This is a genomic window from Bacteroides sp. AF34-31BH (assembly GCF_003602795.1).
Classification (GTDB): domain Bacteria; phylum Bacteroidota; class Bacteroidia; order Bacteroidales; family Bacteroidaceae; genus Bacteroides; species Bacteroides uniformis.
In genome coordinates this window covers 522,335-537,139 of the sequence record NZ_QTLV01000002.1, presented here as the reverse complement: position 1 = coordinate 537,139, position 14,805 = coordinate 522,335, and the positions used below count along the sequence as shown (strand labels likewise).

Annotated in this window: 11 protein-coding genes and 1 pseudogene; all 12 read left to right on the top strand. The window is 35.8% G+C overall.

Features of this window, described 5'->3' with window-relative positions; genetic code table 11:
• Positions 1 to 51: 51 nt before the first annotated feature.
• The 12 genes and pseudogenes from DWZ67_RS05795 to DWZ67_RS05730 all read left to right on the top strand — a co-directional run bounded on the left by DWZ67_RS05795 (position 52) and on the right by DWZ67_RS05730 (position 14,805).
• On the top strand, positions 52 to 1,608 hold the full coding sequence (locus tag DWZ67_RS05795; protein WP_005837291.1) for an ATP-binding protein: 1,557 nt from the start codon (positions 52 to 54) through the stop codon (positions 1,606 to 1,608).
• Between the two features lie 254 nt (positions 1,609 to 1,862).
• Positions 1,863 to 3,391 (top strand): annotated as a pseudogene (gene tnpC, locus DWZ67_RS20610) (IS66 family transposase); the annotation flags it as partial.
• A 295-nt stretch (positions 3,392 to 3,686) separates the two neighbouring features.
• Positions 3,687 to 5,111, top strand: coding sequence for a lipopolysaccharide biosynthesis protein (locus DWZ67_RS05775; protein ID WP_225982680.1), 1,425 nt, complete (start codon positions 3,687 to 3,689; stop codon positions 5,109 to 5,111).
• A 21-nt stretch (positions 5,112 to 5,132) separates the two neighbouring features.
• A complete protein-coding gene (locus DWZ67_RS05770) occupies positions 5,133 to 6,278 on the top strand; it encodes a Coenzyme F420 hydrogenase/dehydrogenase, beta subunit C-terminal domain (protein WP_005837285.1) in 1,146 nt (381 codons plus the stop codon).
• Positions 6,275 to 7,330, top strand: a complete 1,056-nt coding sequence (locus DWZ67_RS05765; RefSeq protein WP_005837283.1) for a polysaccharide pyruvyl transferase family protein — start codon at positions 6,275 to 6,277, stop codon at positions 7,328 to 7,330. Before DWZ67_RS05770 ends, DWZ67_RS05765 begins: the two co-directional genes overlap by 4 nt.
• 3 nt (positions 7,331 to 7,333) lie before the next feature.
• Positions 7,334 to 8,446 carry a glycosyltransferase gene (locus tag DWZ67_RS05760; RefSeq protein WP_225982682.1) on the top strand — a complete coding sequence of 371 codons (1,113 nt, stop codon included), beginning with the start codon at positions 7,334 to 7,336 and terminating at the stop codon, positions 8,444 to 8,446.
• Entirely contained in the window at positions 8,443 to 9,633 is a 1,191-nt protein-coding gene (locus tag DWZ67_RS05755) for a CapA family protein (RefSeq protein WP_005837280.1), read from the top strand. Before DWZ67_RS05760 ends, DWZ67_RS05755 begins: the two co-directional genes overlap by 4 nt.
• Positions 9,572 to 10,492: an ATP-grasp fold amidoligase family protein gene (locus DWZ67_RS05750; RefSeq protein ID WP_225982683.1), complete on the top strand. Its 921-nt coding sequence runs from the start codon at positions 9,572 to 9,574 to the stop codon at positions 10,490 to 10,492. The genes DWZ67_RS05755 and DWZ67_RS05750 overlap by 62 nt, the downstream gene beginning before the upstream one ends.
• Complete coding sequence (locus DWZ67_RS05745) at positions 10,489 to 11,673, top strand: O-antigen ligase family protein (protein WP_005837277.1); 1,185 nt, start codon at positions 10,489 to 10,491, stop codon at positions 11,671 to 11,673. Before DWZ67_RS05750 ends, DWZ67_RS05745 begins: the two co-directional genes overlap by 4 nt.
• Positions 11,670 to 12,740 (top strand): glycosyltransferase family 4 protein, encoded by a 1,071-nt coding sequence (locus DWZ67_RS05740; protein WP_005837276.1) that lies wholly within the window; start codon positions 11,670 to 11,672, stop codon positions 12,738 to 12,740. The genes DWZ67_RS05745 and DWZ67_RS05740 overlap by 4 nt, the downstream gene beginning before the upstream one ends.
• Complete coding sequence (locus DWZ67_RS05735; RefSeq protein ID WP_005837274.1) at positions 12,737 to 13,825, top strand: glycosyltransferase family 1 protein; 1,089 nt, start codon at positions 12,737 to 12,739, stop codon at positions 13,823 to 13,825. The genes DWZ67_RS05740 and DWZ67_RS05735 overlap by 4 nt, the downstream gene beginning before the upstream one ends.
• Positions 13,825 to 14,805 (top strand): acyltransferase family protein, encoded by a 981-nt coding sequence (locus tag DWZ67_RS05730; protein ID WP_005837272.1) that lies wholly within the window; start codon positions 13,825 to 13,827, stop codon positions 14,803 to 14,805. Before DWZ67_RS05735 ends, DWZ67_RS05730 begins: the two co-directional genes overlap by 1 nt.

The following is a 14,805-nucleotide window of genomic DNA, read 5'->3' as shown; positions in this document are numbered from 1 at the left end:
TTTGAAGAAAAAACGTATATTTGCATATAGCTTCTAAAAAAGAGAAATGAGATGGAACAGATGCGTAAACTGCCGATTGGTATACAGACTTTTGAAAAGCTGCGTGAAGAAAATTATCTTTATGTAGACAAAACAGCAATGGTCTATAAGATAGCATCCAATTCCACTCCCTATTTTTTGAGCCGTCCTCGCCGTTTCGGTAAGAGTTTGCTTATATCTACCTTCGAAGCTTACTTTCAAGGACGTAAAGATTTGTTTCACGGACTTGCCATCGAAAAACTGGAAACCCGGTGGGAAGAATATCCTGTATTACATCTGGACTTAAATGCCCGTAAATATGAAATAGCCGGAGATTTGATAGCCATGCTTAATCAATATTTGGAAAAGTGGGAATTGAAATATGGTGCAGAAAAGCAGGAGCGTAGTCCCGAAGAGCGCTTTGCCTATGTGATAGAGCAGGCGTATGTTCAGACGGGCAAGCCAGTGGTAGTGTTGATTGATGAATACGATAAGCCTTTGCTTCAAGCTCTTTCGGATGAAAAGCTAACGGAAGAATATCGTCGGATATTGAAAGCCTTTTATGGGGTACTGAAAAGTGCCGACCGTTATCTCCGCTTTGTTTTTTTGACGGGTGTGACGAAGTTTGCGCAGATTAGCGTGTTCAGTGATTTAAATCAGTTGCAGGACATCAGTACATGGCCCGACTATTCTTCTTTATGTGGTATTACTAAGGAAGAACTGCTCGCAACGTTTACTCCGGAGATAGAACGTCTGGGGGAAGCCAATGGGATGGACTTCGATACAACTTTGGAGCAGATGACCAAGTTGTATGACGGTTATCATTTTTACCCCCATTGTGAAGGGGTTTTTAATCCTTTCAGTGTGTTGAATGCATGCAAGTCGAAGATTTTGGATAATTTCTGGTTTCAGACCGGTACTCCTACCTATTTGGTGAATTTATTGAAAGAGAGTGATTATGATTTGCGCCTTCTGATTGAGGGAGTTGAAGTGACGGCTTCCGCCTTTTTTGAGTATCGTGCGGAAGTAAAGAACCCGCTTCCCATGATTTACCAGAGTGGTTATCTGACCATCAAAGACTACGACAGGGATGTTTTATTGTACACTTTGGGTTTTCCCAATGATGAGGTACGCTATGGTTTCTTGAATTTTCTGGTACCTTATTATACGGAAGTGACCGATGATGAAACCGGTTTCCACATAGCCAAGTTTATGCGTGAACTCCGTTCCGGTGATGTGGATGCTTTCATGGAACGTCTGAAAGTATTCTTTGCAGGCATTCCCTACGAACTGAGCAACAATACCGAACGCCACTACCAGGCCATCTTTTATGTCGTCTTCACTTTGCTGGGTCAATTCGTACAGGCGGAAGTGCGCAGTGCGCGTGGTCGTGCCGATGCCGTGGTGCAGACAAAAGATGTCGTTTACGTCTTTGAGTTCAAGCTGAACGGCAGTGCCGAAGATGCCTTGAAGCAAATTGATGAGAGAGGTTATCTGATTCCTTATGTGCTGGATGGCAGGCGGCTGGTGAAAGTGGGGGTGAACTTCAGCAAGGAGACACGGAATGTGGAGAAGTATATTGTGGAATAACTCTTTGGCACTCATGTCTCGGCAAACTTCCTTTCCTATGAACGATAGGAATCCAAACTAATAATACTTAAAACTCAAGTCCTTTTTTGATATTCTTTATGTAAGCAGTCAAAAAATGGCTATTGATTGAAAACTCTATCTTCGCTGCGAACAAAAATTTTAGGATTTATGTATAGCAGTGAAGATTTTGAAAAGTTTTACTTTCAATACCAGACCGAGGCTTTGCCTCATGGAGAATCTCTCCAATCATTTGGTTATCAGAAGAGCATAAGCTTCGCAAATCAGCTGAACGTAAGATTAAGGCACTTCAAGAAAAACTTGATTATGCCAATTAGGAACGTTTTGGTGATAGACGTCAAAGGATAAAGTCTAAAGCTAAAACGGGTGATTCAAATCGGAACGAGGAGAAAGATGATTATGATGGAACCGATGATACGCTTCGCACGGATTCGGTTGATTATGTTCAATCGCCAGAGGTTAAAGAGCCTTCCGGGAAAGACCGTGATTTGTCCAATCGTCTTGACGGTTATAAAAGGATGGGAGTAGCCGGAGAAGCGATAGGGCATCCTTCTGATTTGACAAAGGTTCCCGGTCGCCTCATTGAAAGGAGAATGGTACGTGTATTCAGTTTCCGTACTTTCCTTACGGAAGAATGTTTTGAGACGGTTCATTATGCAGAGCCGGGTAAAAAGCCCAGGTGGGGTTATTTCCCTTCTGAAGGCATCCGGAGGTGGTGACTAGATTCGATGGTACTAAAGCTACTCCTAAATTTCTGCAGGCTATCGCCTATGAAGTTTATGTGAAGAATGTGACTTTCGGTCTTCTTCACCAATGGCTGACAGATATGGGCATGACCGTTTCTAAAAACACATTGCGCAACTGGCTTAAGAAAGGCAAGAAATACCTGGATGAGCTGGTTTGTGTATTGAAGTCCATAGCTTTGGAAAAAGACTCGATTGTGAACTGCGATGAGACCTGGTGTAAAGTGCGTAAATATGATCACTATAAGAAGTGCTACATTTAGGTTCTGGTCAACAAGGCTCAGAAAACAGCCATTTTCTTCTATGAGAATGGTTCTCGCGGCCGTGAGGTACTTACAGACTTTTTGGGTGATGCAGAATTGAAGAGTATTATGTCCGACGGATACAATGCTTATGTATTTATCGGCAATGAGTTGAAATCAGCCCGGTTTAAAGATACTATACATCAAGTTTGTATGTCTCATGCAAACAACAAGTTCGTTAAAGCAGGTAATCAAGGTGGTGAACCGGTGGCCGTACGCTTTTCGAACTTTCTTAAGAGATTCTTTTCGAAAGAACATGTTTATGATGAAGCCGGGCTTACTCCGGAAGAGAGGTTACGGGAAAGGCAAAGCTTGGAAACGAAGGAACTCCTGATAGAATTGCGCAGTTTGTTGGACAGTGAACTGTCAAAGGATTCAGAATTTAGAAGTCAGTATTATAGAGAAGCTCTCAATTATCTGCATCGATTCTGGAAAGAGATTTTTGTTTACTTGGATGATGGTGAATTACCGATAGACAACAATCTGGCAGAGCGAACCATTCGAAAGCTGACTACCTGGCGCAACAATTCATTTCATTATGGTAGTGATGCCGGTGCTGAGATGGCTGCAACATATCATAGTGTGATTGTAACGGTAAAGCTTCATGGCAGTTCTATCTGGAACTTCATCGGAACTTTTTTCAAAAATATCTTTAACAGATGCAGGGATTATGTTAACATGGTTCCTGACAAAATCGCTTTGGCTACCAGCCAATGTTAAATTCAAGACTAATTGATTAACAAAACTCGGTTTAGGGTAGGGTATAGTTATGTGCCCTTTCAAAGAGGGACGCTCTCAATTGAGTGCTTACAAACTTAAAAAAACAAGTCCGTTTTTTACTGATTATTCCGCACAATATAATCTCTATTCGAAGAGAAGCATACCTTTTTATTTCATTACTAAGCAGTGGTTTATGTCTGATTATTCAATAAACAAGAATCGAATTGCAAAGAATACAATGCTATTGTATTGTAGAATGCTATTTTTGATGATTGTTAGTTTATATACATCGAGGGTGATATTAGATGCCTTAGGTGTTGAAGATTATGGCATATATAATGCTGTGGCTGGGTTTATTACTATGTTTTCAATGATATCTGCATCGATTTCCGGAGCTATCAGTCGATTCATTACATTTGTTCTGGGAGAAGGTAATCAGCAAAAAATGAACAGAGTTTTTTGTACTGCACTGAGTACTCAGTTTGCTATAGGAATAATTGTAGTTATACTTGTTGAGTCTTTGGGTATCTGGTTTTTAAATACACATATGACAATACCTACTCGAAGAATTTTGGCATCTAATTGGGTGTTACAATTTGCACTAATTACATTCATCTTGAATCTATGGAACACGCCATATAACGCATGCATAATAGCGCATGAAAGAATGACGGCTTTTGCTTATATAGGCATATTTGAGGGACTTGTATACCTATTGATTGCTTTGGGAATCAAAGTATCGCCTATCGATAATTTGATATTTTATTCTTCATTAATGTGCGTTGCTGCATTTATAATAGTTATTGTTTATACAATTTACTGCAAAAAGAACTTTGAAGAATGCAAAATTTGCTGGAGTTTTGATAAAAAAATGTTTGTTGAAATTTTTGGATTCGCAGGATGGAACTTTGTTGGCACTACATCAGGCTTATTACGTGATCAAGGTATTAATCTCCTCTTTAACGTTTGTTACGGTCCCACCGTAAATGCGGCTCGTGGATTGGCAACGCAAGTACAATCTGCAGTTGGAAAGTTTACACAGAATTTTTTCATGGCTGTTCAGCCTCAAATAATAAAATCTTATGCTGCTAAACGTATTGATGATTCTCATTCTTTGGTGTTACAAAGTAGCAGACTCGCGTTTATTTTGATGTTAGCTCTTGTTACCCCAATAATTTTTGAAGCTGATTACATACTCGGACTATGGTTAAAAAGTGTTCCTGAATACACAGTATCTTTTGTACGTATTATTCTATTTTTTTCATTAGTAGAATCATTTTCGCATCCTTTGATACATTTGATGTTAGCTACAGGAAATATTAAAAAGTATCAAATAGTTGTAGGCTCTACTTATATCGCTAATTTTTTTGTAGCTTGGATAGTTCTACTTTTAGGGGGAACTCCAGAAATGTCTCAATTAACAATTATTCTGTTTGCCCTCGTAGCGTTAGTTTTTAGAGTACTTATGCTTCGTCCGATGACCAATTTCCCTGTACGTGAATTCTTCATTAGTACGGTTTCTAGATGTCTGGCAATCATGTTAATTAGCTTCACTGTATCATATTTTGTTACAAAGATGATGTCTATGGGACTTGTTCGACTATTTCTTAATCTGTGTGCAACAGAATTTATACTATGTGCTCTTACAGTAATGCTTGGGCTTAAATCTTACGAAAGACAATTTGTGTTTCAGAAAATCCGATTTATATTGCGCAAATAAATAATTAAGACGGCTATTCAGATGATTTTAATAGATAACAAATATAACTGCTGTGGATGTACTGCATGTGCTAGTATCTGTTCACATATGGCTATAAAGATGAATCCTGATAGTCTTGGATTCTTATACCCACAAGTAAATTCTGAATTATGTGTGGGCTGCGGATTGTGTGATAAGGTATGTCAATTTTATGAAGGGTATAAACGTTATAACAACTACGAAACACCAATGGCATATCAATTCCGATTATCACACGATGAACAACTTAAGAGGAGCCAGAGCGGTGGTGCTTTCTTTGCTATTGCTGACAAGTTTATTGCTAATGGTGGCGTAGTATATGGAGCTGCATTTACTAAGAACTGGAGAGTAACCCATCAAAAGGCTAACAGTAGCCATACTCTCTCTGCTCTCCGTATGTCAAAGTATGTTCAGAGTGATTTGAGAGGGAGCTTTACTCAAGTAAAGGAAGATTTGAGAAAAGGTACTAAGGTTCTTTTCTCAGGAACAGCATGTCAGGTAGCAGGGTTAAAGTCATACTTGCCAAATTGTCTTCATGATAACCTATTTTGCATAGACATCATCTGCCACGGAGTCCCATCACCTCAGATTTGGGAAGACTATCTTGCATACCTTCAGAAATTAAGAAATTCTAAGATTGTAAAGGCATGTTTCCGAGATAAACGTTTTGGTTGGCATGGAGCTCGTGAAAGCTTTCTCTTCGAAAATGGAAAGGAAGAGTTTCGAAGAACAAGCAATTATTTGTATTTCTCAGGCTTTTCTATGCGAGAGAGTTGCTCGGTTTGTTATTACACTAATTTCAAACGAGTGGGAGACATAACGGTAGGTGATCAGTGGGGTATTCCTAAAGACTCCACATACGAAGATGGTAAAGGATTGTCACTTATTCTGATAAATTCAGAGAAAGGTAAGTATCTTTTTGAGTGTGCTAAACTAAAGGCAGAAAGTATCACGCTCCAAGATTGCATACAACCTCAATTGGAACAACCTTCTACACTTCATTCTGCACATCTGAGATTTGTTCGGGACTATGAGACCAAAGGTTTCCTTTATGTCGCAAAAAAGTATGGAAATTTGGGATGGAGGTACAAAATGGTATATGTTATCAGAGCATTAACGGACTTACTAAGAAAAATAGTACAAAGATGAAAATTGCATTGCTAACTATATGGCATGAGAAGAACTACGGTGCAGAACTCCAAGCATATGCAACTATAAAAGCTATAAAGCACCTAGGTCATTGTCCTGAAATGATAAATATTCATTTGGCTTCTAAAGAACAGCCTTCTTTTCTAGGGAGAATTGCCAACTTTATAGAAAAACTATTGCCTGCGTCAACAAAATTTGAACGTTTTTGGAGTTATTACATACCAAAAACGAAAAAATATAATAGTGTCAGTGAACTTTATAATGACCCACCACAAGCCGATATATACATAGTAGGTAGTGATCAAGTCTGGAATCCTGATATAACAAAGGAATATTGGAAAATGTTCTTTTTGGATTTTGGGACAACTAAAGTGAAAAGATTATCTTTTTCATCGAGCTTTGGCATTAAAGATTGGAACCATCCAGAGCATGTCGATTTTGTGAAATCTGCATTAAACCAATTCTCATTTGTTACTTGCAGAGAGGATTCCGGTATGAAGTTATTGCGTGATGTTTTTGGCGTTGAAGCAACGTCCGTACTTGACCCGACATTATTATTTGATTCCTATGATGAATTCGTGCCTAATAGTCAAATTAGGAAAACATTGGTGTACTATCCGTTGAGCGAAGATTGGGAATTGACAGATTATTGTGAAAATCTTGCAAAGAAACTAGGCTTAACAGCTATAAATACAAATAGAAAAACAACTATTTTTAACAAACTAATTTGGAACAGGGTCAGTATTGAACAATGGGTTAGGAATATTGCATATTCTGAATTTGTTATTACTCGGTCTTTTCATGGCTTGGCTTTTTGCTTGATATACCAAAGACAATTTGCCATTTTGAAAAGTAGAAATGATAGAGGTACTCGTTTAGACAACTTATTGTCGAAGTTGGATTTACAAGATCGAATATATCAGAATACAATGGAATTGGATAACGCAAAACCATGGGAAAATCCTATTGATTATTCAATACTTATGCCTAAATTGAACGCTCTTCGTAAAGAGTCTTGGTTAATTTTGGAACGAATTATCGAAAAAGAATAGCACATGAAAAAAAGGGTGTTAATGGTATCGTGTGAGGGACTTGGTAATGGTGGTGTTCAGGCGATTATGATGGGGATTGTCCGAAATCTGTATACTGAGTGTCATTTTGATATGCTTCTTTTTACCTCTGAAAAACGTTATTATGATGATGAATTTCTAAAGTATGGAGGTAAAATATTTAGAGTACCAAAATATGAAGGAGGCAATTGTCTTCTTCATAGGGCAGACTATTATGTGCGTGATTTTTACACCTATCGAGAGGTTAATAAAATACTTAAAAACGAGCCTCCTTACGATGTAATACATTGCAATCGTGAATATGAAAATGCGCCATTATTAATGCTTGCATCAAAATATAATGTTTCTGTACGTATAAGTCAAGCACATATTATTCATGGGAAAACAAATGTTATATGTACTTTACTCAATAAGTTTAGAACCAGACTAATTAGGACTTATGCAACAAAATTAATTGGATGTTCTTATGAAGCTTGCTGTTCGTTGTATTCAGAACGAGCAATATTTACTGTCTTGAATAATTTTTACGATGACAATCGCTTTGATATAGGTCTTTTTACACCTGCCAATATATCTGGATTAACAATTGTACAAGTAGGTGCTATATCAGATATAAAAAACCAGATATATTCAGTTGAAGTATTAGCATATATAAGAAGCGTTGGTATTCCTGCCCGGTTGAAGATTATTGGATTTGATATGAATGTTAGTTATAGGAAACTGCTTGAAGAAAAAATTGAATCCATCGGCTTGCGCGAATATGTTGATTTTCTGCCAGGTAATACCAATATACCACTAGAATTGAACAAATCAAATTGTTTCATCATGCCATCGCTTCATGAAGGTTTTGGTATTGCTATAATCGAAGCTCAATCTATGAGCCTTAAATGCTTTGCGTCAACTAATATTCCTTTGACTACAAATTGCGGTAATGTTACTTACCTAAAATTGACAGATGGACCGGCAAAATGGGGGGATGCTATTTCACAATGGTATCAAAAAACAAAAGGTGAAAAAAAGGCTTGCGACACAGAAAAGTTTAAGTGTTCGTATGTTATTAATAAAATTAGAGAACTGTATAAAATTAGTTCGAAATGAAAATACTTGTAGCTGGTGATTTCTGCCCCTCATATAGGATTAACGACTTTCTTCAAAAGAATAATTTTAAAGGATTATTTGCAAATATTTGTTTAGTAACCGAACAAGCGGATTATTCTATTGTGAATTTTGAGTTCCCAATTGTAAAAAACAGAAATTATGCTAGGCCCATTACAAAATGTGGACCAAACTTGTTAGGTAGTGAGAGTTCCGTGGCTGCTATACGATATGCTGGTTTTAATTGTTGTACATTAGCCAATAATCATATTTTAGACCAAGGAAAGCAGTGCTGTTTGGATACAATTGAGGTTTTATGCAATTCAAGTATTGATACAGTAGGAGCAGGAAAAAATGCGACAGAGGCAGAAAGAGTATTATACAAGGATTTATGTGGGGAAACACTCGCCATCATTAATTGCTGTGAACATGAGTTTTCTATAGCTGATGAGACCTCTGCAGGTGCTAATCCTTTAAATCCTATAAGGCAATACTATATTATACAAGAAGCGCGTAAGAAAGCTGATTATATAATAGTCATCATTCATGGTGGTCATGAACATTTTCAGTTACCTACTATACGAATGCAAGATACTTATCGATTCTTTATTGATGTAGGTGCTGATGCTGTAGTAAACCATCATCAGCATTGTTATAGTGGATACGAGGTTTATAAGGATAAGCCTGTATTTTATGGTTTGGGCAATCTTTTATTTGATCATGCTTCAAAGCGTTCTGGATGTTGGACTGAAGGGTATATGGTAAGTATTGATTTCCAGAAAGAAAAAATTTCGTTTGAACTAACTCCGTATAAACAATGTACCGAGGATGCAGTTGGAGTTATATTAATGAATACGGAAGAAAAAGAAATATTTGCCCATAAAATAAAAGAATTGAATGTAATTATCGGGGATATACTTGCTCTTCGAAATAATTTGGATAAATACTATTCAGAGTCAGCAAAAGAAGAATTATTGATGATGGAACCATATACAGATACAATTTGGTATCAGTTTTCAAAAAGAGGACTACTACCAAAATTTCTTAAAGGAGAGAAGAAATTGAGAATTGAAAATCATATTATTTGCGAATCTCATAGAGAAAAATTGATTTATGCTTTAAAAAAATATGATGAAAAGTATACTGAAAGCTATAAAAATACTCATAACATCACCATGGAAATTCGTTGATGAATTAGTAGAATTGTATGGTTCTTGGATTCCCGATTATACATATCTAACAATTAGGTATCGTGCTCGCATGGGAAAATGGCCAAACTTGAAACATCCCCAATTATTTACAGAAAAGATTCAGTGGTTAAAGATGAATAATCGAAAACCTGAATACACGATAATGGTAGATAAATATGCTGTAAAGGAATATGTTGCAAATATCATCGGTAAGCAGTATATAATTCCGACATTGGCTGTATGGGAGAAAACAGAAGATATTGATTGTGATTGTCTTCCTAATCAATTTGTTTTGAAAACTACACATGGAGGAGGTGGATGTGACGTTATTGTTTGTAAAGACAAAAGAAAATTTGATAAAGAAGCAGCTCTTGTCAAACTGACAACCTCTCTTACATCTGACCTTTTTAAAAAATTCCGAGAATGGCCATACAAAAATGTTCCGAAAAGGATTATTGCTGAAAAATTCATGCAGGTAGAGAATGCAGAAGAAGGTTCCGATTTGAAGGATTATAAATTTTTCTGTTTCAATGGAAAGGTTCGCTTCTTTAAGATTGATTTTGACAGATTTGTGGAGCACCATGCTAATTACTATTCTCCTGATGGGAAATTGCTACCTTTCGGAGAGGCCGATTTACCTCCAGTTCCAAGCCATGTGGAGAATATGCCTGAAAATCTCGCAGAAATGATTCAATTGGCTGAAAAATTAAGTGTAGAACAATCTTTCCTACGCGTTGATTTCTATAACATTAACGGATTGATATACTTTGGAGAGTTAACCTTCTATCCCGCAAGTGGAATGGGAACTTTCACTGATGAAAATATTGATTTACAATTAGGTTCTTATCTGAAACTATGAATCCATTAAAAGCTGTTTTTAGTGAAGCAGGATTGTTCTTATTGTTATGTTGCATAGAGATTTTATTACCAATTTTCGCAGTAGAATCACCACTTAACAGTTTGGTATTTTGGAGTCTTTTGGGAATATCGCTTTTTTATGCAATAAAGTTGCTATATTTAGTAAGATATCATTCTTTTATTAAATGGGTTTATATTTTGCTGTTTATGTTTGTTGTATATGGAATATTATACTACTTATATGGCCCTATTTATATTAGCCCAGCTAGTGGAGAGCGTATGCATAAACTCTCCTACACAACAACAATTCTGAAATCGCTATCCCCGCTATTTCCGATATACTACTATAGTAAAAGAGGGAAAATTACGTCAGAATTCATTCAGATTTGGATTATTCCTCTTTTTGTTGTAGCGGTGATTTTCTATTTTGATCAAATGCAAGCAGCAATGCTAAGGCATTTAATGGATGATAGCGTGACGAACAATGGAGGATACTATATTGCATCTCTAATACCATTTGCTATGTTCCTTTCACAAAAAAGATTGATTCAATATGTGTATCTACTAACATGCTTGATTTTTGTTATTTACTCAATGAAACGTGGTGCGACCGTTTTTGCAGGATTAATGCTTTTAGTTTACTTCAATAATTCATTGTTGGGTATTTCAATAAAAAAGAAATTGGGCTTCTTGGTTTCGTTTTCTGTTTTGCTCTTTGGATTGTATTACTTTATTTCAGAGTACATGATGGAAAACCTGTATTTCTTAGAGCGTATTCAGGATACCTTAGATGGAGATACCAGTGGAAGAGATAGTTTGTATGACGATTTCTGGGAGTATTTTCTTTATCGTGCTACTCCACTACAACAACTATTGGGGGGGGGGGCAAACTACACTTTGACCGTAAGTAATAATTATGCACATAATGATTGGATTGAGATTCTTGTAAATCAAGGTATTTTAGGCATCTTCGTCTTTTTTATGTATTGGAAGTCCTTTTTTAGAACTGCATTTAGGACAAATTTGGATAAAACTTGTAGCATAGTAATCAAGATGATTTTTATTGGTTATTTTGCGAAAACCATGTTCTCAATGTCTTATACAGACTATAATATTATGGTGAACCTCTGTCTTGGTTACTGTATCTCAAGAATTGATACAACAAAATCTTTGACAATATGAAAATAGCTTTTTTTATTGAGCATATTAGCAATGGTGGAGCAGAACGTGTCATCACAAATTTGGCAAATTCTTTTGCCAAACATAATCATGAAGTTATCATGATAACCACAATTCGCAGATTAGGTGAGTATTCCTTAAGCGAGAATGTGAGGCGCTTTACGACAGAGGGGAATGCATACCATACATCAAAGCTAATTGGACCTTTTCGCCGTTTATATAGACTTCGATCCATTTTGAAGAAAGAAAAGCCTCAGTATCTCGTGTCTTTTCTAAATAGTGCCTTATATCATGGCGTCCTTACAACAAGAGGATTAAAAACAAAATCAATAATTTCTGTCAGAAATGACCCTAACTTTGACTATCAAACCATTCTACAAAAGATTCTGGCTAAAACAATATTACCCTTGAGCGAAGGAGCAGTATTTCAGACAGAAGATGCGAAAGCTTGGTTCCCTAAACAACTACAGGACAAGTCAACAATAATATTCAATCCCATCAGTAGTTCTTTCTATAACACAAATTATATCCCCATGGATAAACTTATTGTTGCTGTTGGACGACTAAGCGAACAAAAGGACTATTTTTTTCTAATAAAAGGATTTAAGGTTTTTGCAGATGCTCATAAAGACTGGAAACTACATATCTATGGAGACGGAGAATTGAAAGAACAACTATCTGGAGAGATTAAACGAGTAGGTTTGGCTGATAAAATAATACTAAAGGGGCGTACTGATAATGTGGCTAATGCAATATCTTCTGCAACAATTTATGTTATGACATCCCAATTTGAGGGATCTCCTAACGCCTTGATGGAAGCTATGGCTGTAGGAGTTCCATGTATATCAAGTAATTGTCCTTGTGGAGGACCTAAGATGTTAATTAATAATGGAAATAACGGATTCCTTTATGAGGTTGGCAATATTGATGAGTTTCTTGATAGGCTGAATGTTTTGGCTGAAAACTCTGAACTTCGTATCAAATTCAGTAAATCAGCTAAAAACAGAGCAAAAGACTTTACTGAGGAAAAAGTATTCAACCTGTGGCATAAATATCTAAAGAATCTATGATAAATATTTTATTTATATCATCTTCACTAGAGAAAAATGGCACCGAAGAATTCATGATGAATGTTCTGCGAGGGCTTGATCGAAAATCCTATCATGCAGATTTCTTGATATTTTCAGAAGGTGAAACCGAAAACTCTAAAGAAGCTCAAAGCTATGGGGCTACTATTTATCGTTTACCACAACGCAGGAAGGGGCTCATTTATTACAGAACTTTATTGAGATTCTTTAGAAATCATAAAGGTAAGTATAATGCTGTTCATTGGAATGAAGGAGAAATGACAACATTGGCTCCAATCTTTTTTGCATGGAAGTATAAGGTGCCAGTGAGAATTATTCATGCTCATAATTCAAATACTAATGGACTATTTAGACAGATCCAACATTGGTTTAATAAAAACTTCAATTTAAAATATTGCACTCATCGTTTTGCTTGCTCTTCTTTGGCTTCAGACTTCTTTTTTAATAATACAAATTCTATTGTTATAAAAAATGGAATTATGTTGAAAAAATTCGCTTATAATGAAGAGTGGAGAAAAGCAATTCGATTTAAATTAAAGATAAGTAATGAGACACTTGTAATAGGTCATGTAGGGCGTTTTACAGATGTAAAGAATCAATCATTCCTGGTTGATGTCTTTAAGGAAGTTCAGAAAATTGAAGAAGATTCCAAACTTATATTTATTGGTATTGGAGAACAGTATGAAACAATACATCAAAAGGTTCGGAATTTTGAATTGCAAGACAACGTAATATTTGCTGGTCAGCAAAATAATGTAAATGAGTGGATGCAGTCATTTGATATCTTTGTAATGCCATCTTTATATGAGGGGTTGCCCTTTGTTTTGGTGGAGGCACAAGCTGCAGGTCTTCCTTGTGTAGTTTCTGACAGTGTAAATAAAGACGCATGTATATTAGATACATTTTGTTTCAAATCTCTGAACGATTCTCCATCTGACTGGGCTGACTTAATTCTGGAAAAATGCCATAATAATCATGACCGAAATACAGTCAATGTCCTGGAAAGAGCAGGATTTTCTATTGATAGTACCGTAAAGTATTTAGAGAAAGTATATAGTAATCAGTAATGCAAAGAAATAATACATATGATATTGCCAAATGTTGGGCGATAGTATCTGTTATAGTGTATCATGTAATAAACATTATATTCTATAATCAAATTATACATTCATTTATCGACACTTATTTTTTAGCCTTGTTTTTCTTTATTTCAGGCTTACTAGTAAAAGACGATAAAGTTAAATGTAAGGGTTGGCTAAAAATGAAGGCAGTACAGCTGCTAATACCATTCATCTGTATTTTCATTTTCAATAGGCTTTATTATCATTTTCTTGAGGGTTCATCAATATGGTCGCAGAAGTCTATTGATGATTCTAAATCAGGTTTTTGGTTCATATTTTCGCTGTTTTGCTTCCTGCTGACAACAAAATTCTGTACTATATTAATAAAAAATATAAATAGTATTACTGCTAAGATATTGGTGCTTATATCGCCTTTCTTTATTGTGACTATATTATGCAGTATTCTTCCTTATGAAATTGCAGGCTATTTTTCTTTAATGAGTTTTAGACGTTATTGGTTATTTTTCGTTTATGGTTATATCGTAAATAGCTATTGGAAGGTTGATACTGTTGTTTTAAGAAAGGTTTTACCATATTCAAGCCTTTGTTATATAACAATGTCTCTTTACTACATATTTATTGTAAAGGACATATCTTCCAATTTTGATTTTGCAATATGGTTTGTTACTAATTTTGTGGGTTGCCATTTCTGGTTGTTACTAATAGAAAGATTCAAAGTACTTTTTTCGAAAAATATAATTTTGAATATCGGTCGAAGTACTTTGGGTATCTATTTGTTCCATTATTACCCATTAAGATGGTGCACTATAGCCATGGGAGGGAAACAATTGAATGACTCCTTCTATTATTATCCATTGACAATTATTTGTACACTTGTTATTTTAGTTCTGGCATACTTTATTACAACTGCAGTGAAGAGTAATAAAATAACAGCATTTCTGTTTCTTGGAATAAAGGCAAAATAA